The 21,550-nt window shown below is 42.1% G+C and carries 19 protein-coding genes and 1 riboswitch; of the genes, 4 read left to right on the plus strand and 15 right to left on the minus strand.

Features of this window, described 5'->3' with window-relative positions:
• Positions 1–53: 53 nt before the first annotated feature.
• From ACIQXR_RS10735 to ACIQXR_RS10745, 3 genes are all read right to left on the minus strand, one after another.
• Positions 54–1,169, minus strand: a complete 1,116-nt coding sequence (locus ACIQXR_RS10735; RefSeq protein WP_402872056.1) for a sugar ABC transporter substrate-binding protein — start codon at positions 1,167–1,169, stop codon at positions 54–56.
• 113 nt (positions 1,170–1,282) lie between these two features.
• Positions 1,283–1,389, minus strand: a riboswitch (SAM riboswitch).
• Between the two features lie 89 nt (positions 1,390–1,478).
• Positions 1,479–4,220 carry a GTP-binding protein gene (locus ACIQXR_RS10740; RefSeq protein WP_402872059.1) on the minus strand — a complete coding sequence of 914 codons (2,742 nt, stop codon included), beginning with the start codon at positions 4,218–4,220 and terminating at the stop codon, positions 1,479–1,481.
• A gap of 400 nt (positions 4,221–4,620) precedes the next feature.
• Positions 4,621–4,794, minus strand: coding sequence for a hypothetical protein (locus ACIQXR_RS10745; protein ID WP_402872063.1), 174 nt, complete (start codon positions 4,792–4,794; stop codon positions 4,621–4,623).
• 462 nt (positions 4,795–5,256) lie between these two features.
• Between ACIQXR_RS10745 and brnQ the strand changes: the two genes are divergently transcribed.
• The 4 genes from brnQ (at position 5,257) to rluF (ending at position 9,518) form a co-directional block, all read left to right on the plus strand.
• On the plus strand, positions 5,257–6,582 hold the full coding sequence (gene brnQ / locus ACIQXR_RS10750; RefSeq protein WP_402872068.1) for a branched-chain amino acid transport system II carrier protein: 1,326 nt from the start codon (positions 5,257–5,259) through the stop codon (positions 6,580–6,582).
• Between the two features lie 113 nt (positions 6,583–6,695).
• Positions 6,696–7,628 (plus strand): aldo/keto reductase, encoded by a 933-nt coding sequence (locus tag ACIQXR_RS10755; protein ID WP_402872073.1) that lies wholly within the window; start codon positions 6,696–6,698, stop codon positions 7,626–7,628.
• A 201-nt stretch (positions 7,629–7,829) separates the two neighbouring features.
• Entirely contained in the window at positions 7,830–8,723 is an 894-nt protein-coding gene (locus ACIQXR_RS10760) for a DMT family transporter (protein WP_402872077.1), read from the plus strand.
• A gap of 87 nt (positions 8,724–8,810) precedes the next feature.
• On the plus strand, positions 8,811–9,518 hold the full coding sequence (rluF, locus tag ACIQXR_RS10765) for a 23S rRNA pseudouridine(2604) synthase RluF (RefSeq protein ID WP_402872080.1): 708 nt from the start codon (positions 8,811–8,813) through the stop codon (positions 9,516–9,518).
• 200 nt (positions 9,519–9,718) lie between these two features.
• On the opposite strand, the gene ACIQXR_RS10770 is transcribed toward rluF, so the two are convergent.
• From ACIQXR_RS10770 to ACIQXR_RS10825, 12 genes are all read right to left on the minus strand, one after another.
• Entirely contained in the window at positions 9,719–10,687 is a 969-nt protein-coding gene (locus tag ACIQXR_RS10770; RefSeq protein ID WP_402872082.1) for a sugar phosphate isomerase/epimerase family protein, read from the minus strand.
• Between the two features lie 21 nt (positions 10,688–10,708).
• The gene (locus ACIQXR_RS10775) at positions 10,709–11,749 is read right to left on the minus strand and encodes a Gfo/Idh/MocA family protein (protein ID WP_402872084.1); all 1,041 of its coding nucleotides are present in this window, start codon (positions 11,747–11,749) and stop codon (positions 10,709–10,711) included.
• An 18-nt stretch (positions 11,750–11,767) separates the two neighbouring features.
• On the minus strand, positions 11,768–12,790 hold the full coding sequence (locus ACIQXR_RS10780; protein ID WP_402872086.1) for a Gfo/Idh/MocA family protein: 1,023 nt from the start codon (positions 12,788–12,790) through the stop codon (positions 11,768–11,770).
• Between the two features lie 18 nt (positions 12,791–12,808).
• Positions 12,809–13,531, minus strand: a complete 723-nt coding sequence (locus tag ACIQXR_RS10785) for a ThuA domain-containing protein (RefSeq protein ID WP_402872089.1) — start codon at positions 13,529–13,531, stop codon at positions 12,809–12,811.
• Between the two features lie 189 nt (positions 13,532–13,720).
• Positions 13,721–14,764, minus strand: coding sequence for a LacI family DNA-binding transcriptional regulator (locus tag ACIQXR_RS10790; protein WP_402872092.1), 1,044 nt, complete (start codon positions 14,762–14,764; stop codon positions 13,721–13,723).
• A gap of 54 nt (positions 14,765–14,818) precedes the next feature.
• Positions 14,819–15,640 (minus strand): carbohydrate ABC transporter permease, encoded by an 822-nt coding sequence (locus tag ACIQXR_RS10795; protein ID WP_402872094.1) that lies wholly within the window; start codon positions 15,638–15,640, stop codon positions 14,819–14,821.
• Positions 15,637–16,497, minus strand: a complete 861-nt coding sequence (locus tag ACIQXR_RS10800; RefSeq protein ID WP_402872097.1) for a carbohydrate ABC transporter permease — start codon at positions 16,495–16,497, stop codon at positions 15,637–15,639. The genes ACIQXR_RS10795 and ACIQXR_RS10800 overlap by 4 nt, the downstream gene beginning before the upstream one ends.
• A gap of 110 nt (positions 16,498–16,607) precedes the next feature.
• A complete protein-coding gene (locus tag ACIQXR_RS10805; RefSeq protein ID WP_402872101.1) occupies positions 16,608–17,903 on the minus strand; it encodes an ABC transporter substrate-binding protein in 1,296 nt (431 codons plus the stop codon).
• Between the two features lie 388 nt (positions 17,904–18,291).
• Positions 18,292–18,477: a hypothetical protein gene (locus ACIQXR_RS10810; protein WP_402872104.1), complete on the minus strand. Its 186-nt coding sequence runs from the start codon at positions 18,475–18,477 to the stop codon at positions 18,292–18,294.
• 197 nt (positions 18,478–18,674) lie between these two features.
• Positions 18,675–19,514, minus strand: coding sequence for a YitT family protein (locus ACIQXR_RS10815; protein WP_402872314.1), 840 nt, complete (start codon positions 19,512–19,514; stop codon positions 18,675–18,677).
• Positions 19,515–19,689: 175 nt separating this feature from the next.
• On the minus strand, positions 19,690–20,367 hold the full coding sequence (locus tag ACIQXR_RS10820; RefSeq protein WP_402872105.1) for an ABC transporter ATP-binding protein: 678 nt from the start codon (positions 20,365–20,367) through the stop codon (positions 19,690–19,692).
• Positions 20,364–21,452 carry an ABC transporter permease gene (locus tag ACIQXR_RS10825; RefSeq protein ID WP_402872107.1) on the minus strand — a complete coding sequence of 363 codons (1,089 nt, stop codon included), beginning with the start codon at positions 21,450–21,452 and terminating at the stop codon, positions 20,364–20,366. The genes ACIQXR_RS10820 and ACIQXR_RS10825 overlap by 4 nt, the downstream gene beginning before the upstream one ends.
• Between the last annotated feature and the right edge of the window lie 98 nt (positions 21,453–21,550).

Below are 21,550 nucleotides of genomic sequence, written 5' to 3' on the forward strand. Positions count from 1 at the left end.
ATTAAACAGACACTCTCTTCAACTTGAAAGAGAGTGTCTACTGATTCTGATCGTTACTTCTTATAATGTTCTTTCAATACTTTCATCCAGTCTTCTTCAAATTCCGTTGATACTCCCCAGCCTTGAACAATGCCGGATAGATTGGTCATATTGACAGCGTCCTTCGATGATTGAAGCTGTTTTTGAGATATCAATGATGCTTCTAAATCATAGGTTTGCGGCGTTTCTTCCCCCGCTAGTTTTTTCGCTAGCAGTCTCATATTCACTGCACCAATCAACTTCGGATCAACCGCTGCGGTATACGACCATGAGCTTCCTTTTGTTTGAATCTCCTGAAGGTCGGCATTGGACACGTCAATACCATAGATTTTCACTTCATCGCGCCCCGCTTCTTTTATCGCACGAGCTGCTCCGATAGCGAATGCATCCCAGGTTGCGAAAATTGCGTCTATTTTACCTTTTGGATACTTGTTCAACATCGCTGAGACGGCATTTTGCGTCTGGACCGAAGTATCTGAAGATGCCACTCCGAATCTTTCAATTTCATGAATGCCAGGATTTTCTTTCAGCTTTTCTTGATACACGGCATTTCTTCTCACCATAGGAGGGAAACCATCTACCCAAAGGTATGCAATGTTCGCTTCGCCTTTTTGCTCTTCAATCAATTTGTCAAAAGCAAGAGTTGCCAATGCTTCGTCATCTTGTGAGGTTACTGTTACCCCATCAATTTTCGTTAAATCGCCGATGGAATCGAATGTGACTACGCTTTTCCCTGCATCAACCAACTTTTGTACGTCATTCACTGTCGCTGCATCATCACCATGGGAAATGATATAGCCATCATAGTCTTCCTCCAGAGCCTGAGCGATGGCGTCATGGAATTTAGCCGTATCGCCATTGGCCGTAAAAGTATCTACTTGGAAGCCAAGTGCTTCTCCTTCTTCTTGCGCCCCTGCTAAGTATTGGGCCGTGTGATCATCGCCGCCAATTTTACGAATGACTTTAATTTTAGCTCCCTCGCCTTTCGCAAATCGCTCTGGAACATTTTCAAAAGATACCTTTTCCTCTTTTTTCGCTTCCCCTGTACTTTGTCCCGAAGAACACCCCGTCAAAAGCAACGCCGAAGCGATGACTGAAACGAAAGCTCCTTTTAAAATTGATTTTCCCATTTTAATTCCCCCTATTTTTTACATTATTCTTATCTGTTAGCTCGGCATAAACACAAAATAAAAACCTCTCTAAAATAGAGAGGTTTAATCAGCTGGTTTGCAGACTTATCCCTCTCTTATCTGTCAAAACATTTCTGTTTTGCAGGATTTAGCACCAATTCCTAATTGGAACGGTTGCTGGGCATCGTAGGGCCAGTCCCTCCGCCACTCTTGATAAGAGAATATAATGTGTTACGTTTCGTTATGGTAAGTACCACTTTATAGGGATATAGTCATTAAGTCAATAGTTTTTAGAATATTTTAAATGTTTTATTTTCCTTGCAGTTTCGCCAGGCGTCTTTTCTCGATTTTTTCAAGGCGTTCGAATTGGCGCAGTTTCACTTCGAACAGGGTAATCGGATCACGGTAGACTTCAGGATTTTGTCTCATATGTTCCAATGTAGCCTGCTGTTCTTTGATTTCGGCTTTCGTCTGTTCGATATTTTTTTCAAGGATGGCAAATGGACTGCGGTAGAACAGGGATATGTCACGTTCCAAGGATTTTTCGAACAATCCAAACTGAGTAAGGAATCTGTCACTGATCATATCGGCAACATCCTGGAAGTCTTCATTTTCCAAGAACTTCTTATATCGATTGTACATATTCGCTTTATTTTGCGGAATCGCACCAAATAGCTTCCCGGCTCCCTTAAGAATCAACTGAGATGGGGTCCTTCTTAGTAATATGTTTACATTTTCTATTCGGATGCTGCTTGTCATCCGGTCCGCATCACGGCGCCAGTCATCCAAGACCCGGAAGTCCCCGGCCAGTACAATACGTTCTTCTTTGTATAGCTCATTGAAGCCTGCGCTCATCTCATCCATGAACTGTTGGCTTTGCGTGAATTCTAACTCAGATGTAGCAATCCAGTCTTGAAGCGAGCGGAAATACTGCGGCATGATTTTATCGGATATAAATGCCTGGATCCGATCGTTCATTTCCTGATTCAACTGTATATGCACTTGGCTAAAGTCACTATTCTCAGATAATGTTTTAGAGCAATCACGCAGTAATTCAGGAATTCGTGTGGAAAGCTGTTTTTTCACTTCTTCTTTTAATAAGCGATAAGATCTTGTAATGTTTTCGGTTTTTTCTTTTTCCAAATCAGTCAACTGATTCGTAGCGCCATTCAACTTCACTTCCATCTGTTCATTCCAAGAAATCGAATGCTCGCATTTCCGTTCATTCGCTGCCCGTTTTTCTAATAGATAGGATAAAGTTTTACGCGTGAAGGCAAGGAGCTTCTCCGCCCTCATTTCCTTCCAATTGCTATCTTGATAGTTTGCGTGAAGGAAGACGGCTAGATCCTGCAGTTGCTGTTTGCTGTCATAAAGCTTGGAGAAAGCAAATACCTTCGCGTTCGGGAAATAAGCATTCACCTTATCCCATGTTTCATCTTCCATCCTGACTGCCACTTGATCACTATAGATGGTATCCATTTTATTCAGCAAGAAATGAATAGGAAGTTTAGGGGCCATTTGTTGCATTTCCAATAGCAAATCACGTTCACTGCCCGTGAAAGGTGCCCGTGCATCCAGAACGAACATCACTCCATCGCTCTCCAGTAAGTAATTTTGGAAGTCAGGGTCTACGCTTTTCTCTCCATTAAATCCTGGAGTATCCAGTAGACGCAGGCGATTATTTCTCAAATAATCACTGATGAGTGTCACATCGACAATCGTTCCGCGTTGACGACGCGTTTCATCCAACTCCGTTAACTCTTCGACCATTTTACGATCTGTATCGGTAATTTCATAGATTTCCAGGTCATCGCCATCTTTAACGCTCACAAGAGATGAATGGTCTTCCGCTGCAATGCTTTCACCCGCTATCGATTGAATGAAGGATGTCTTGCCATTTCCTGCACTTCCAACAAGAAGCAGATTGAAATTGCTCATATCCTTAATTCCCTCAACCATCCATTTCAGCTTATTGCCGACTAATAGATCATTGCTCTCTGCCCATTGAATGATGGAGTGAATCAGTTTTTCGCCTGCTTCGAGACCGCCTCCCAATCTAGGGGATTTCGCTAACAGACTTTCTGCATCTTGAACAACAAGTGCGCTCACTGTATCTGGGAAAATCTCATTCCAGGAAAGGACAGATGCCGCTGCAAATAACGAAATCTCCCCTTCAGCGATTTTTAACCAATTTTCCAACAGTCTTGGTACGACAGGACTTAACTCTTTGACTAAATGCGTACCTTCTAGTAATCCTGCATAGGCATCGCGATAATAGACGGAAAGCTCATCCCAAACATCCCCGTTGTTCAATTCGATTTCATCGATCAATTTATTGATGACCTTAAGCCATTCAAAGTAAGAATCCGTATATTTATAGTTCTTCCAAAGGGCTACCGTCATTTTCTCAAAACGATCTTGGTCAAGATTATATAAGGATCTAAGCACGTTCGCGAAATAATCCGGAGCCGTCGATTGTGCAACGCCCTGCTGGATGTATGTTTTCAAAACATCGAACCAAGCCATTGACTCCGTACGGATACTTTCGTTGGCCGCTAAAACTATCGCGCTATTCCAATCCTTTTGCGCTTCAAAGAAGGAACGCGCAATTTCCGTGACATTTGGATAATCCGGTTGGAAATCGACTGCTTCCTTCACCACTTTGGATGCCAGATCATTTCTTGTTTCTACTATGTATAGTGAAAACAGTTGCAGAAGGACTTCCGTCTTTAATACAGGTTCGCTCGTATTAATGGCTTTATAAATATCTTCTGCCGTCGAATACATCTCTAGCTCAAAGTAGGCATCAGCAATATTCTTCTTAGCCCATTCAGCAAGATTGCCCTCTATATTCTCCCATTTAAATATGGCCGCCTCAAAGTCATGATGCAGGAAGTACACTTCCCCCTGGGCAAACCTGATTGTGGTTAAATCCGATCTTTCCTTTTTTTGTTCCACGAGAAACATTTCTCCCAAGGCTTGAATCGGATGCTTATTTATGTCATCAATCATCGTTTCATAGAACTTTTTGCCAATCAGCTGTTCTTCCATCGTAATTCCCCCGATATATTTCATATTTTCAAGTAAAGGATCAAATCAATAGGTTCCTTTAGATAAGAAAATGATCTGTCAAAGCTCCAAATTATTATTTTAACAAAACAATATGGTAACAACATGTCATAACTCTTACAAGTTTAAAACAGAAACCGCCGGGCTTGTAATGTTTTTAACAAATCGACTCTCTCCCTTAAAATATGCTTTTATGGATTTCACCAGGATATGAAGCAATGCGAGGGATTTCTCCTATACCATTAAATTACCAGAATCCCCGTTTACACACTACCTTAAAATGGTAAAAATAAAATAATATAAAAAAAGCAGCACCTTTGATCATGAAGGATACTGCTCTCTGATAAGCATTGAACAGTAATTGTCCTTTGACAAATTGGGATTATACCCCTGTGCGCTTACGTTGATTATTGGGCTTTTTAGTTAATTGGCTTTTAAGCGGTTTTGTTTTTTTCACAACACCGGTTTCAAGTTTATCTTTACTTGTTTCAGCTTGCTTTTGCGCCAATTTCTGCTTGACAGCATCCGCCAGGCTCAACTTTTTATTTTCAGACATCATATTGTCTCCTTTAGTGTTCTACTTCTATTATAATATAGATGAAGGTAGAAAGATAATAGGGAGTTTTTACGATTCTTTCGATTGATCATAAACCGTTTTAAACCATACCAGATTCTCTAGGACTAATATCCTGTCCTAAAGAAGACTTCATCCTATTGACTTAGTATACTGAATTTGCTAAATTATCTCTAGATTATAATAGCTCCTTACGATGAAACCTAGGTTTTGATGGGAATCAAAAAAACCAACATGCAAAGCTTAATAATATTGGCTCCGTATGGACCGTACGTTGACTGATTGCCGTGGCTTTTAAAAAAGCGCGGATATGGGTGGTAAAGCGAGCACACAACTCGTCCCTCTAAGTAGGGGCGTTTTTTTATTTTCTTAGTAATACTTTCACATGATCCCGTTAGTCCATTCGGCGAGATTTTCACTAGAACGTAAAAAGGAGACATCATCATGAAAAAAACAGACGTATTATTTATCGGGCTTATGCTTTTCTCCATGTTCTTCGGGGCGGGCAACCTGATTTTCCCTCCATTTTTGGGAGCCTCATCAGGGACTTCCTTCTGGCCGGCCATCGCAGGATTTATCGTCACAGGCGTCGGACTCCCGATTCTAGTTCTGGTCGCCGTTTCCCTCGTCAAAGGCGGGGCAGAAACGATTGGGTCGCGTGTGCACCCAACTTTCAGCAAGATTTTCATGATCGTCATCTATTTAAGCATCGGACCTTTCCTTGCCATACCCAGAAATGCTAACGTCGCCTATGAAATGGGATTCAAACCCTATCTTGGCGACACGATAGGCCAATCGCTCTTTTTATTCCTATTCACGATTGCATTCTTCTTGATTGTTTATGCCATATCGATGAATCCTGAAAAAATGGAGACCATCATGAGCCGTTGGAGCACGCCCACTCTATTAGGGTCTATTGTCATCCTTTGTATCGTTGGCTTTATAAAACTGGATGCACCCTTCCAGGCACCAACAGAGGCGTACGTAACAGGTGCTTTTTCAAAAGGGTTCATTGAAGGTTATAACACGATGGATGCTTTAGCCGCCCTAGCCTTCGGGATTGTCATCCTGACCTCCATCCAAAAGAGAGGGGTATCGGACCGTAAGCAGCTGACTAAGTACACCATAAAGGCTGGAATGGTCACAGCAATCTTCCTATCTCTTGTGTATACATCCTTAGGTTTCATGGGAGCACGCATGGCTGCGAACGGTTCTTATGAAAATGGAACCGATATCCTGACCGCCGCTTCTACCCTATTACTTGGGACAGGCGGGAAAACCCTTTTGGGGATCATCTTCCTATTGGCCTGTATCGCATCCGTAGTAGGATTAACAACAGCCTGTGGACATTATTTTTCCAATCTCATTCCTAAGGCCAGCTACAAAACGGTCGTCCTGCTCATTACGCTAATCGGGTTCACTCTATCCAATCTAGGATTGAATCAAATCTTAAAAGTATCCGTACCTTTCCTAGTGATGGCCTACCCTTTAACAATTGTCCTGGTCGCTTTGACGTTCTTCAGCCGTCACTTTAAGAATCCAAAAAAAGTATACCGGAGCGCTATGATTTTCACCGGTATCTTTGCCCTGATCGATGGACTGAGCGCTTTTGATGTACCATTAGGACTCGTGGAAACATTCACCGAAGCCCTTCCGTTTTCTGAACATGGAATGGAATGGGTCCTACCAGCCTTGGTTGGCACGGTCATTGGCATTATTCTAAGCCAAGCAAGGAAAGCATCACCCACCGAAGACATGGAAACCAAATAAGTGGAGCAGATGAGTCCGTTGATTCATCTGCTTTTTTCTCGCCTTCTATTGCTTATTTTTGGAAATTTCCACCCTATTTTTGTTATGATAAGGATAGAGGAGATGATCAATAAATGTCAAAGCAAACACGTATTGGTAAAACGAATTTGTATGTGAATCAGATTGGTCTTGGTACGAATGCAATTGGTGGACATAACCTATTCCCTAACCTGAATGAAGATACAGGAAGAGATGTCCTGCGGACGGCTCTTGAAGAAGGCATCAACTTTTGGGATACAGCCTACATTTACGGGCCCGGACGCTCGGAGGAACTGATTGGCGAAGTGCTGAAGGATACCGGCAAACGCGAGGAAGTGGTACTCGCTACGAAAGGTGCCCATAAATTTGTGGATGGTAAAATGGTCATTGACAACTCTCCCGCTTTCCTTAGAGAGTCTGTAGAATTCAGTTTAAAGCGGCTCCAGACTGATTATATTGATTTATTTTACATTCATTTCCCTGATGAAGCTACACCAAAGGATGAGGCTGTCGGGGCTTTAAAAGAATTGAAAGATGCCGGAAAAATCAAGGCGATTGGCGTCTCGAATTTTTCGTTCGAGCAATTAAAAGAAGCTAATAAAGACGGCTATGTCGACGTCTTACAATCCGAATATAACCTGTTTAAGCGGGGAGCCGAGCAAGACTTGCTTCCATATACAGCTGAAAATCAAATTTCCTTTGTCCCTTATTTTCCGCTTGCATCCGGCCTGCTTGGTGGCAAATATAATGAAGAATCGAAGTTTGACGACCTGCGAGCTAAAGATCCCCTTTTCCAAGGACAAGCCTATTCCAGCAACTTGCAAAAAGTCGAGGAGCTTCGTGAAATCGCCAACCGAAAAAACGCAGAGGTTGCGGACGTCGCCCTTGCCTGGTATTTAACACGTCATTCCATAGATGTCTTGATACCCGGGTCCAAAAAGCCTGAGCAAGTCTTGCGTAATTTAAAAGCATTGGACGTTGAATTAACCATCGATGATATTGCTGAAATCAGTGCGATTTTCGCTTAAAAGATAAGAGAGAAGCTGTTCAATTTCGATTGAACAGCTTTTTTCTTTATTTCATATTCATGGTCTCCCGCAATGAATGAATAGCATCCCTTCCTGGACAAGAATAATCCCTCAACGTAATCTTCACTATTTATATTGCTTCCCTTTTTCTACATTGGTATATTTATTGAATATTCAATCACTAAAGAAAGAGGCTACCCCATGAAAAAATCTTATATTCTTTTATTTCTTATCTTGGCTAATTTATTCTGGGCAGGTAATTATATTTTCGGCAAATACGTCGTTGCTGAACTTTCGCCGATTCAACTCACGTTTTCACGCTGGCTAATTGCTGTTATCTTATTATTTCCTCTTGCTCATTGGATTGAAAAACCCGATTGGAAAAGTGTATGGAAAGCATGGAAAGTACTATTACTGATGGGCATGCTCGGCATCATCGGCTATAATTTTTTCCTGTATTGGGCTTTGACCTATACGACTTCCATGAATGCCGCTCTCGTTAATTCGATCACCCCTGCGGTCATCGTCCTGTTTTCCGTCTTACTATTAAAAGAGAACATTTCATTCCTACATGTGATTGGCCTTATTCTATCCTTATTCGGAGTATTATTGGTCTTAACGAATGGACATCTTCAGACCATTTTCCATCTTACCTTCAATAAAGGAGATCTGTTGATGATTCTGGCGATACTTGTCTGGACCTTCTATTCACTCATCGCCAAAAAGATAAAAAATATCCCGGCCATATCAGCCACCGCCGTATCCGTTTTACTTGGACTGATTCTGGCTGCTCCGTTCGCCTTTAGTTCGGGGCTGAACCTTGATGTAAGTACTCAAGCGATGGTAGGCATTTTATATATTGGAATCTTTCCATCCGTTGGTTCCTTCATTTTCTGGAACATTTCACTGCGTCATATTGATGCAAGCCAAGCTGGCGTTTACCTTAATCTCATTGTCGTCTTCACTGCGATTCTAAGCTTGATGTTGGGTCAAAACATCACAATAGTCCAAATTCTTGGCGGCCTTCTTGTCTTCTCCGGTGTCTACTTAACCACTAAAAAGAAGAAGGATAATAAAGCTGTGGTTTCTGCTTAAGTAGACATTTTAGCTTTCCCCTTGTTTATCTAGCATGATTTACGTTATCTTTATAGAAGAAAATCTGAATGTAAAGGTGTGCTTTAGTTGAGAATCAATAAATATATTAGTGAATCAGGGATTACTTCGAGACGAGGCGCCGATAAATGGATTGCTGAAGGTCGAGTGACCATAAACGGAGCTGTGGCCGAACTTGGCAGCCAAGCTGAACCGGGCGATGATGTTTGTGTCGATGGCAAACCGATAAAAGTGGAGCAGCAGTATGTATATATTGCACTGAATAAACCCACAGGCATCACAAGCACGACTGAAAAACATATCAAAGGAAACATTGTTGATTTTGTTAATCATCCGCTACGCATTTTCCATGTTGGTCGTCTTGATAAAGACTCAAGCGGTTTGATTCTGCTTACAAATGACGGAGATATCGTAAATGAAATCCTCCGGGCAGAGAACAAGCATGAGAAAGAGTATATTGTCACTGTTGATAAGCCACTTACTGATTCCTTCCTACAAGAGATGTCATCAGGCGTAGAAATTTTGGATACGAAAACACTTCCATGTGAAGTCAAGCCGCTTTCACGCCATACGTTCAACATTACCTTAATGCAAGGGTTGAACCGGCAAATCCGCCGCATGTGTACGGCACTAGGTTATGAAGTCCGTGAACTGCAGCGCGTTCGCATCATGAACATCCACTTGGACAGGTTACCCCTCGGTCAATGGCGCGACCTGACAAAAGAAGAATTAAACGAACTATTTGCAGAATTGAATTACACACCAAGAAAAAGATGAGTGAAGAGGATGCCCCCAGATTTGGGAGCATCTTTTTTTAGCAGCTGCATTCCTTTTATCGGTCAAACTGCGTAATATATCAGTCAATTTCAACATTTTATCGGTCTAGTTGAAGATATATCGGTCTAATCCAGCTTTTTTCGGTCAAAGTCCAATTCGACTCCAAAATAAAAAGCAACCATTAGGCTGCTCATTATCGGTTATACCCACCATAGATCGGTTGGACTTTCGTTGATCAGGACGGTTTTCAAGTTCGTCACGGCTCGTTGGAAACCTTCTTCGATCGACATGAGCGGATCTTCGTGTTCGATGCTGACGACGTAGTCATAGCCATAAGTACGAAGGGCACTCATCATGTCGGACCATTCTTGGAGGCTATGGCCGCAACCTACTGAGCGGAAGTTCCAGGCACGTGTCTGGATGTTGCCGTATGGTTGCATGTCGGTGAGACCGTACATATTGATATTATCTTGGTCCAGATAGGTGTCTTTAGCATGGAAATGATAAATGGCTCCAGCTTTTCCAAGAATTTTAATGGCGCCGACAGGTTCGATTCCCTGCCACCAGAGATGGCTTGGGTCAAGGTTGGCACCGATTGCGTTCGATGTGGCTTCCCGTAACTTCAACAAGGTGTATGGTGTGTGGACGAGAAAACCTCCATGCAGTTCGAGTCCAATTTTAATATGATGTTCATCAGCAAGCGTAGCGATTTTTTTCCAATAGGGAATCAGTTTTTCTTCCCATTGCCATTTCAAGACATCCGCATATTCGTTCGGCCATGGAGCAACCGGCCAATTCGGATATTTGGCACCTTCGTGATCACCTGCGGTACCGGAAAAGGTATTGACGACCGGTACATTCATCAAGGCAGCTAACTTAATGGACTTTACTAGATTTTCATCACTTTCCCTAGCCCAGCTTTCATCTGGGGAAATAGGGTTGCCGTGACAGCTGAACGCACTGATGGCTAGCCCCCTTGATTGGATGGCTTCCATGTAGTTCTGCCGCTTTTCTTCACTCTCCAATAGCTCATCCAGTGGACAATGGGCATTACCTGGGTACCCGCCTGTACCGATTTCCACTGTTTTCAATCCAGAGGCTGCCACATAATCAAGCATTTCCTCAAATGTTTTTTGTCCGAATAGTACTGTAAAAACGCCTAGTTTCACTCGCCTCACCTCACCTTTGCATTAATTGATGCTCATGACTTTTCCGCTTGCGGAACTTTGGTAAATAGCTTCAATGATTTTCGATACTTTCATGGCTTCCGCCGGTTTTACCAGTGGTTCGGCAAAACCAAGGCAACTATCGATAAAGTTCGCCGCCTGTTGAAGATCCGGTGTGTCCTCACCTGGCATCCAAACTGCTTCACTATTCAAAAGCATCCCGTGCTTCGCCTGGTTCAATATGAGCGGGAACACATCTAGACCACCCTGTGTTCCGGATAAACTCAAGACTGTCGCTTCTTCGCGGATATTCGCGGCCCACGACGTTTCAAATAACAAAGAAGCTCCATTTGCAAATTTGATATAAGCTGTTGCATGGTCATCCACTTCAAAAACGGAAGCATCGAAATTGCCCCATAGATTGACTTGATCGACACCCTTACTGACATAATTATATGTCGAACCTACAATTTCGATTGGTTCTGGGTCATCCATCAGCCATAAAGCCAAGTCAAGCAAGTGACAGCCATAATCGATCACACTGCCTCCGCCTTGCAATTCCTTGCTCGTAAATACGCCCCAACCGGGGACTTTCCTTCGTCGAATGGCCTGAACTCGTGCCACGTATGGCTCTCCAATTTCACCTGCTCGAATCATTTTTTTGGCAGCCTGGGCTTCCTTCATGAACCTGTAATGATACGCAATGGAGAGCACTTTTCCAGATAAGTTTGCCGCATCGGTTATTGCCTTACATTCCTCAGTCGTGATGGCCATCGGCTTTTCACATAAAACATGTACACCAGCCTGCAATGCCGCGATGGAAATCTCGGCATGAAACTTGTTCGGTGTGGCTATCGTGACCGCATCCACTTCGGCAAACATATCTTCATAATTGGTAAAAACTTTTTCAATATGATGTTGCCTGGCGACATCTCTCGCCTTCAATTCATCAATATCCTGAATTGCATATAAAACCACTTTATCCTGTAATGTTTGGAAGGCTGGGATATGCCTTTTTTGGGCAATCCCCCCAGCACCGATAATACCCATTTTCAATTTGTACATGATGACTATTAAACCCCTTTATAAGCGGACGATTTGTCTGGATGCATTTGATTCCATTGCGCCGAGAATGACTTTTAGTGATTGTAATCCTTCAATTCCTGTGACAAGAGGCTCTTCATTGTTTACCACACTTTTTATAAAGTGGCTGATTACTCCAGTATCATGCTGTCCGCCAGAGTCATTTGTCTGGATGCCCCCTAATTCGAAGGTTTCGGTCTTCCCATTCTTATGATGGATAATCAGTGAATATTTAGGGTCGTCTTCTAGACGCAATACGGCTTTTTCCGCATAAATGACCGTTGCGTTGTCTTCTTTTGCGTACGACCAGCTTGCCGTCAGGGTACCAATAATACCGCTTCCCGTTCGCAGGATGCAGGCAGCGCTATCATCAACATCCGCCTGTTGCTTTGCACTCGTTTCCACAAAAGCTCCGACTTCCACAAATTCCTCGCCTAACACATATCGCAGTAAATCGGCTTTATGAACACCTAAGTCCCCCATCGCCCCGATGACCGCTTGATCTTTTTTAAAAAACCAGCTGTTCTCCCCATCGACACTCCAAGTTTCAGGTCCTGAATGTCCAAAAGCTGTCCGGAAGCTGTAAATCTTTCCTAATTCCCCACTCTCAATTAGCTTTTTGGCTTTTTGATGTGAAGGGACAAACCGCTGATTATGACCAATCATTAATATCTTGCCGCTTTTTACAGCTGCTTCATTCATTTTTTCCGCATCTTCTAAAGAGGTCGCCATGGGCTTTTCACAAAGAACATGCTTTCCAGCTTCAAGAGCAGCGATCGTGATGGGGGCATGCAGGTAATTCGGTGTACATACACTAACCACGTCAATATCCTTATTCTTTAAGAGTTCTATATAATCAGTATATGCTTTTGCGTCATACCTTTGTGCCGCTGCATTCGCCCTGTCTTGCGCAATATCACAAACGGCTACAATATCGGTTTCCTGATGCGCTTCATATTCCGGAAAATGCCTATTTTTCGCAATGCTCCCACAACCAATGACTCCCACTTGTACTTTGACCATTCTGCTCTCTCCTTCACTTCATCTCTTGGATGAGATATTCTCCAATGGTACCGCTTTTCCATAAACCACATTGTTGTGAGAACGTGGCTTGACCCACTTGACCGCATTCTTTATCACCCGCTGTATCTCTGGGTTATAGTAGGTCGGATACGTTTCATGGCCAGGCCGGAAATAGAATACCCTTCCTTTTCCACGTTGGTACGTGCATCCGCTTCGGAAAACTTCGCCGCCTTCAAACCAGCTCATTAAGAGCAATTGATCTGGTGCGGGTATATCGAAATGCTCCCCGTACATTTCTTCCTTCTCAAGCTCAATATATTCACCGATTCCTTCAACGATGGGGTGAGCGGGATCCACGACCCAGAGCCGTTCCCTTTCATCCGCTACGCGCCATTTCAGATCGCAGGTCGTTCCCATTAATTGTTTGAAGATTTTCGAAAAGTGTCCTGAATGGAGGACGATAAGGCCCATCCCTTCGAGCACCCGCTTATGAACACGTTGGACGATTTCATCCTGCACTTCATCATGTGCAATATGCCCCCACCAGAGGAGTACATCCGTTTCCTTCAGTACCTCTTCCGTCAGACCATGCTCTTTTTCGTCAAGCGTAGCCGTGTTAACCTCAATCTGATCTTCTTGTAAGAACTCGGCAATCGCGCCATGGATCCCATTTGGATAAATCTCTGCTACCTCTGGCTTCGTTTGTTCATGGCGATACTCGTTCCATACCAAAACCTTCATCAGAATCTCCTCCATATGTTTTTTCGGCGACTTCCCCTGCATGTTTAACTAATACCTCTTATTTTGTTACGCAAACGTTTGCGTTAGAAACAATAAAAAAATAATTTTGAATAATAAGATTAAATACATTGGTAATCTATATTGTAAATTTATGTTAGGAAAAATCAAGCTTTAATTGCTAAAACAATTCTACAATTTCTCTGTAATTTCTTTTTCAATAGCGGAATGTGACTCACGCTGTACGATTTTGGTAGGAACCCGGATACTCTTTTCCATCATTTTAGGATCAGCGATTAAATCAAATACGCACTTTGCTGCTTCATAGCCCAGCTGGTACGTATGAATATCGACCGTGGTTAGTGGTGTACTTAAGAATTCGATAAACTCCGAGTGATTAAAGCAGACGACACTTATTTGTTCCGGAACTTTCAACTTCTTTTCCGCTAACACGCCCAATAACAGCACACCCAATAATAGGTCCATGACTATAAATGCCGTTGGTGATTCAGGTAAATTCAGCAGTTCCTCGATGGCTTTTATGCCATCGGCGCGATTCAATGGAATCAGTTTAATACTTTCCTTTGGCACGCTTAACTTTGCCTGTTCCATTGCTTGTCGGAATCCGCTTAAACGCGCCTGGATCACTTCGAATTCAGGACTGCCCCCTAAAAAGGCAATTCGTTGATGACCAAGATTGATGACGAACTCCGATAATTCCTTAGCCGCTTGAACATTGTCGTTATCAATGAAAGTGATGCCACTCATATCCGTCCTTGGCTTCCCTACCAAGACAAATGGGAAGCTTTGTTTCACTAGATAGGGCACCACTTTATCATCCTGCTTCGAATACAAAACAATCATGCCATCCACGCGTCTACCTTGAACCATTTTAACGACATCTTCAAAAATGGCATCCTCGGTTTCCCCAGTCGTTAGCGAAAGGCTATACCCCTCTTTATTACAAAAGTCGCCAATGCCTCGGATCACTTCTGGAAAGAATGGATTGTACAGGGATTCCCTAGCCGAATTTTTCATTACGATTCCAATGGTCTTCGTGGATTTTGTAACCAAATTCCGGGCATTTTCATTCATATGATAGCCCATTTCCTTCAATACCTTCCGTACTTTACGCTTTGTCTTTTCACTAATGGTAGGACTGTTATGAATAACACGCGATACCGTGGATGGAGCGACATTCGCTTTCTTGGCAACGTCTTTGATCGTTACAGACATTTTCATCTACTCCCGTTCATCGCACAGGGCTTATTATTCCCTATATCTAAATAGTTATTTAACTGCACCGTCAGCAATTCCTTTAATAATTTGTCTTTGGGCAAAAAAGTACGCAATGATGACTGGAATGATTGACAAGGTAAGTCCTGCCAAGGCAAGATGCCATTGTTTCGTATATTGACCGAAAAAGAAGAATAATTTAAGTGGAATGGTCTCAGATCCCGCACCCCCGATAACAAGCGATGGCAAAAGGTAATCATTCCAAATCCAGATGACATTCAAGATCCCGACCGTGATTGACATCGGTTTCAATAATGGAAAAATGATATACCAGAATACTTGAAAACGGTTGGCTCCATCGATTTTAGCCGCTTCATCCAGCGTGATGGGGATCCCTTTTAAAGTACCATGATATAGGAATATGGAGAGACTGCATCCAAACCCTAAGTACATGATGATCAATCCGGTGCGATTCAACATACCCATCTGACCAAATTGGGCTACAAGCGGGATCATCACCGATTGGAATGGAATAAGCATGGCTGCCACAAACACGAAGAACAGCAAAGAACTAAATTTACTTTTATTTCGTGATAGCGCGTATGCGGCCATTGCTGAAAAGATAATAATTATCACGACACTGACAACCGATATAAAGATGGAATTGAATAAAGTCCGAAGAAAATCCAATTGTTCGAAGGCCTGAGTGAAATTTTCTAGTGTCCAGGTATCCGGCAAGCCCAATGTGTCAGAGAAAATCTCGCGTTTCATTTTAAAAGCATTTACGATCATTAAATAAAAAGGGGTGAGCCATAACAAGGCCAATACAAACCCGATCAATCCGACCAGCCAAAGCTTCCAATTCTTTCTCATCATAGCTCAACCTCCCTTTTCTTATTGATATATACCTGTGTCAAGGAAACGGCTGCCACAATCACGAAAAAGATCACGGCCTTGGCCTGTGCATAAGCCATATCATTTTCGGTAAACGCCGATTTAACAATGTTCATTGCGACCATTTCTGTTGAATTGTATGGCGCACCGTTCGTCAAAGAAAGGTTTTGATCATATATTTTGAAAGAGTGTGAAAGCGTCAAGAACAAACTAACCGTGAAGGCTGGTGCCACAAGCGGAAAAGTTATATGGCGAAAACGTTGGAAGCTATTGGCCCCATCGATTTTAGCCGCTTCAATCAGGTCTTCAGGAACTGCCTGTAAATAAGCGATATAAATGATCATGATATATCCCGCCATCTGCCAGGACGTTAAAATGATCAATCCCCAAAATCCAGTCTCGGTTGTGGAAAGCCAACCATTAAATGCCTCTATGCCGGTTACATCACCAATGGCACCAAAGACTTTGATGAAGATGAACTGCCAAATGAAACCAAGAATCAATCCACCGATTAAGTTCGGCATAAAGAAAATGGTCCGAAGAAGGTTGCTCGATTTCAGTTTTGAAGTCACGATAAGTGCCAAGCTCAAACCAAGAACGTTTATGACCACAATCGCTGTTACAGAAAATTTGATGGTGAACCAAAATGTATCCAGGAAGCCCTTGTCCGAGAATAGGTTTATATAATTTTTGAGACCCGTGAAATCGGGCGTACCCAAACCGTTCCAATTCGTAAATGAATAATAAAACCCGTAAATGAGCGGCACGATCACGACCAAAATGAGCGCGGCTAGAACAGGTGTCAAGAACAGCCAATATGCAGCATCTCGATTTCGCATTTGAAACCGACCTCCTAATATAGTGTGTAAGTAGCGGATATATTTATAGAACAAACAACCAATCGACACAAGTTAGGCTCGATTGGTTGTTTCCCTATTTAACGGAATGCCTATTTACTGTGGATTTTCTCCCAGTTTTCAATGTTTTGTTTGACGAGTTCATCCCATGTCATTTTACCGGTTACATATTTTTGGACACTTGCACCCAGATCATCGTTCCACCCGACTGGATATCCATTGAACACCCATCCAATGGTATTTCCCTCTTGTGAATACTTATAAATTTCTTTTGATAACGGATCGGCAATTTTTTCAACGTCATACCCTTCATAGGCTGGAATGAATTTAAAATCTTCTAATACAGCTTTTTTACCTGCATCGGATGTATACATCCAGTCTAGGAATTTCCTCGCTTCTTCCTGAACTTTCTCATCCGATTTCTTATTTACTGCCCAATAGTTCGGTACCCCGACCGGCATGGCTGCCGTGTCCCCATTCGGAATAGGGATGATGCCTATGCCATTTTCAGCTAATTCGGGATCCATGTCATACACTGTGTTATACACCCAGTTCCCTTGCTGGATGATTGCAACCTTTTCAAGGGAGAATAACTCTTCTACTTGTTGGGAGTAATCAAGGCTTGCCGTTGGCTGAACAGAATATTTATTTTGAATATCGACCAGTTGTTTGAACTTGTCTCCATCCGAGAACTTGACGGTTTCCGCCTTGCTTGCCGTCAACACGTTTCCATCAAACTCCGGTGCTAAAAAGACATTGGATAAATGGTTTCCCGTTACCCATTTCTCTTTGACCGGATACGCGAATACTGCATCAAGCTTCAATTTGCCTTTCTGTGAATCCAGCTTCTTCACTGCATCCTCTAGAGCTGTATAGCTTGTAAGTTCTTCCGCCTTGATTCCGGCTTCTTTAAAGACCCTTTTGTTATAAATCAGGCCATACCCTTCCTGATTGAATGGAAGCCCAAGAATCTGCCCGTCCTCTTCAACGCCATCCAACGTCCCATCTAGTGCTGCCTCTGCAGCTTTCGTATCCTTCAAATCTGATAATCTATCTTTATATTGTTCCACATCGATCGGTCCGCCAATGTTAAACACCGCTGGTTCCTCACCGGAAGCAAATTTTGCGGTAATGGCTGATTTATAATCATTCCCGCCGCCAACTGTCGATACTTTGATTTTCACATTTGGGTTCTCTTTTTCATACTGCTTGGCCAGAGTCTCAAATTGCGGCTTAAACTCTACTTTAAATTGGAAAATATCCAGCGTCACTTTATCTTTATTATCGGAATCACTGTCCCCGCCAGTAGAAGAAGAGCAACCTGCCAAGACCACACTAAATATCAATAAAATAGAAAAGATTCCCCCATACCATTTTTTACGCTTCATGCCTATCAACTCTCCCTTTTCCGTAAATTCCTATACCTTTTAAGAAAACGTTTGCATAAAGTATGAAAAGTAGATATCTTATAAACTGTCATTTCACTATTCTATTGAAAGATAAACCACCACCTTACAAACCTAATTGTAATCGGTTACATTTCTTTTTCTTTATATTACCACTTAATGACATTACTTACAATTAAATGTATAACTCTACGAATATATTACGTTTCTTCTTCTAAATTATATGATTGAATACCCAAGAATTATTCCTTATCCTGATTATATAATTTGAACGGATATCCATTCTGGGTATTTCTTCATCTTTTTCAACCATTCAGAATGCAAGATGTATTTCATTAGAGAAATGGGAAACCAAAAGGCTTCCCTTCATTCACTTCAAAACCATTTTCACGTTGGATGACCCATACTCTTCCTTCAATTCATAATATTTATCACTTGCTTGTCCAAATTCCTCAAATACACCACTAATAAGTAATTCATCCGTTTCCTTATCCACAACGCTGTACTTAATATTGCTCTTCCCAAACTTTCTGTCATCCACTTTTAAAAGAATCATGCTAAACACCTCCATATATAATGGCTGTATTCCTCATGATGGTTGAATTCTTACTTACATAATATAACAATTTATTCGAAATTCACAGATTTTTTTGTCATTTTCAGGGAAATAAAAAAAGCCCTGCTAGGCCCCTTGAAATAAAGTCCGTTTATTTCCATATAAAAAAGGAGCCCAATCTGGCTCCCAAAATGATTTTACGACTTCGAAATATCCACGAACCCCTCACCAAATACATCCCTTACATCATGTATCGCGATAAAAGCTTGGCTATCGGTAGACTGAACAATTCTCTTTAACTTGACGACCTCTTGTTTACTAATGACAATATATAGAATTTCCTTCGCATCTTTCGTATAGTAGCCATGTCCATCAAAAACCGTGACCCCTCTATCCATTTTAACCGTTACTTGTTTCGCAATGAGATCTGCTTCTTTCGAGATGATGGTGATTGCCTTTTTCGGGTTTACACCCTCAATGATGAACTCCATTACTTTCGTTCCAATATATAGCATAAGGATGGTTAGCATGAGACCTTCCGCACCGATAATGAAATAGGATGAGACGGCCACGATTATATCAAAGAACAATAACCCATAACTTATGCTCCAGCCTAAATATTTATTTGTGATCCGAGCAAGAATGGTAGAACCTGCCGTCGTACCGCCCACCCGAATGATCAAACCAATTCCTACACCAGCAAACACACCGCCAAATATGGCATTGATTACGATTTCATCCGAAGAAACGTTCCAATTCTCCGTTAAATGTAGAAAAAGAGAATGGAAGGTGACGGCAATAATCGTATAAATGGTTGTAATCCTCGATAAAAATTTATATCCGACAATCAGAAGGAATGCATTCATAATGAAACTTACCAGGCCCGGTGACCACTGGAATAAATAGAATAAAATGATGGTAATCCCCGTTACTCCACCTTCACCGAGATCATTGGGAATAACGAAAAGATTGATTGCCAACGCAAAAATGAACGCACCTATAATTATAATGAGAACATCTAAAGAAGTCTTCTTCATCTGTAACTTACCCGCCTTTATATAAACAATTTCCTTGCTATATAGTAACACGTAATTTCTGGATTCCTTCATTGATTTTCTTAATCTGTTAAAATAATTCCCCTCTTAAATGAGGAATGGTAAAAGGCCACTGTACTCCCGCTAAACCGGAATACAGTAGCCTGCATACTACCTTTTATAGAAGAATCTTGCCATCCGTAATGTTGACGACACGGTCACACAAATCTAAAATTCTCTCATCATGCGTCACCATAATGGCTGCCTTGTTTCTTAACTTCACCTCGGTCGCAAGCATTTCCACTACCTCTCGCCCCCGCTTTGAATCAAGGCTTGCAGTGGGTTCATCTGCTAAAATGATGTCTGGATTATTCATCAACGACCGCGCAATGGCTACCCGTTGACGCTCACCGCCTGAAAGCTCTTCTGGCAAATGATTGCACCGATGACTAAGCCCGAGATGACTAAGTAATTCATCAGCTTTTTTCACAGCTTTCTTGTCACGTTGCCCAATCAGTTCTGAAATAAGCAGAAGCTGGTCACGTACGGTAAGGTACGGAACAAGATTGGATGATTGAAAAACAAAGCCAATTTTCTCTAGACGGACACGTGTTAATTTCTTCGGAGAAAATGATGTTATATCCTCATTATTTAAAAGCAAACTACCTTTACTTGGGGAAAGTAAAGCACCTGCTATAGAGAGGAAAGTACTTTTCCCCGAACCTGATGGACCAACAACGGCCACAAACTCACCAGCTTTCACATGAAAGGAAATATCGTCAAGAGCCTTCACCCTGTTCTCACCTTCACCGTAAAACTTACTGACGTGATCAAATGATAGTTTATGATTCATCATGCTACCCTCCCAATGGCTTCAATGGCATCAATTTTTGAGACTCGATATAGTGATAACAAGGAACCCAATACCGAAACAATCAATAAAAGAATCGAATATTGAATGACCAAAGAAGTACTTAATTCAAAAGGCATTCCTTCTGGCATGATGAAAGTGACCCCGTATGTTAGTGTAACACTACTTGCTATACATACCACCGCAAGCATGAACACTTGGCCCACGATACTTTTTGCAAGGTAGCCAGTACTTGCTCCGAGTGCTTTCATGACTCCAAATTGATTCGTCTTCTGTAAAGTGATGACATAGAAGAACACAGCAAGAACAAATGCAGCAATCACAAACAGAAAGGCTATCATCATCGCCAATGTACCTTGTTCTTCTTTAAATCCCGGGATACTTTGAAGCATCTCATCCTTCGTAATGAGTTCCACATCAGACACAGACTTCAACGGACGTACTTGATCCATTTGAACCGCAATTGTGCTAATTGCGTCCGTGTTTTTCAACTGAGGATTAATCCCCTGCCATCCCTTAACGTTCATGTATACAACAGGTGTATGGCTGTAGGATTGATTTTCGGTGAATCCTACGATAGTGAATTTGTTACCGGATAATTCATCTACTACCGTATCCCCTACCTTATAGCCGTCCTCTTTTAAAGAATCATTGGCTACTATTTCGCCTTTCTTCTTATTATCATAGCTTTTCCCTTCCACGATTTTGGGTGCAAGGAACCCATTGGCATCCGTTGCAAAAATCGTGACGTCCGTCTTTTTCGATGTACCTTCTTTATTGAAGGTCAACATCATTTGACCCAGGGCCTCCGCTCCTTCAACACCCGTTGAAGAACGAACCTCACTTAATGTATCCAGCGGAATAGTAGATCGGTTTAGTTTATGCTCCACGTTAGACTCCATCATGAAATAGTCAGCATCCATGCCTTGTATCGATGAAGCATTTTCAGCTGAAAGTCCATTAGCCAATCCAGAAATGATAAAGACCAGCCATGCGACCAAAACCATGATCAACCCGATCAGTAAGTAGCGCACCTTTGAATGTTTCAGCTCACGTATTGCTAAAAACATTTTTTCATCTCCCAATTCTTTTGTTACCGTTTGAACATCCAGTCTCTTATGTTCGTGTGGTATACATTGATTGTAATGAATCAATATGAATGGAAGAT

The sequence above is a fragment of the Peribacillus sp. NPDC097224 genome (genome assembly GCF_044761985.1).
Lineage (GTDB): Bacteria > Bacillota > Bacilli > Bacillales > DSM-1321 > Peribacillus.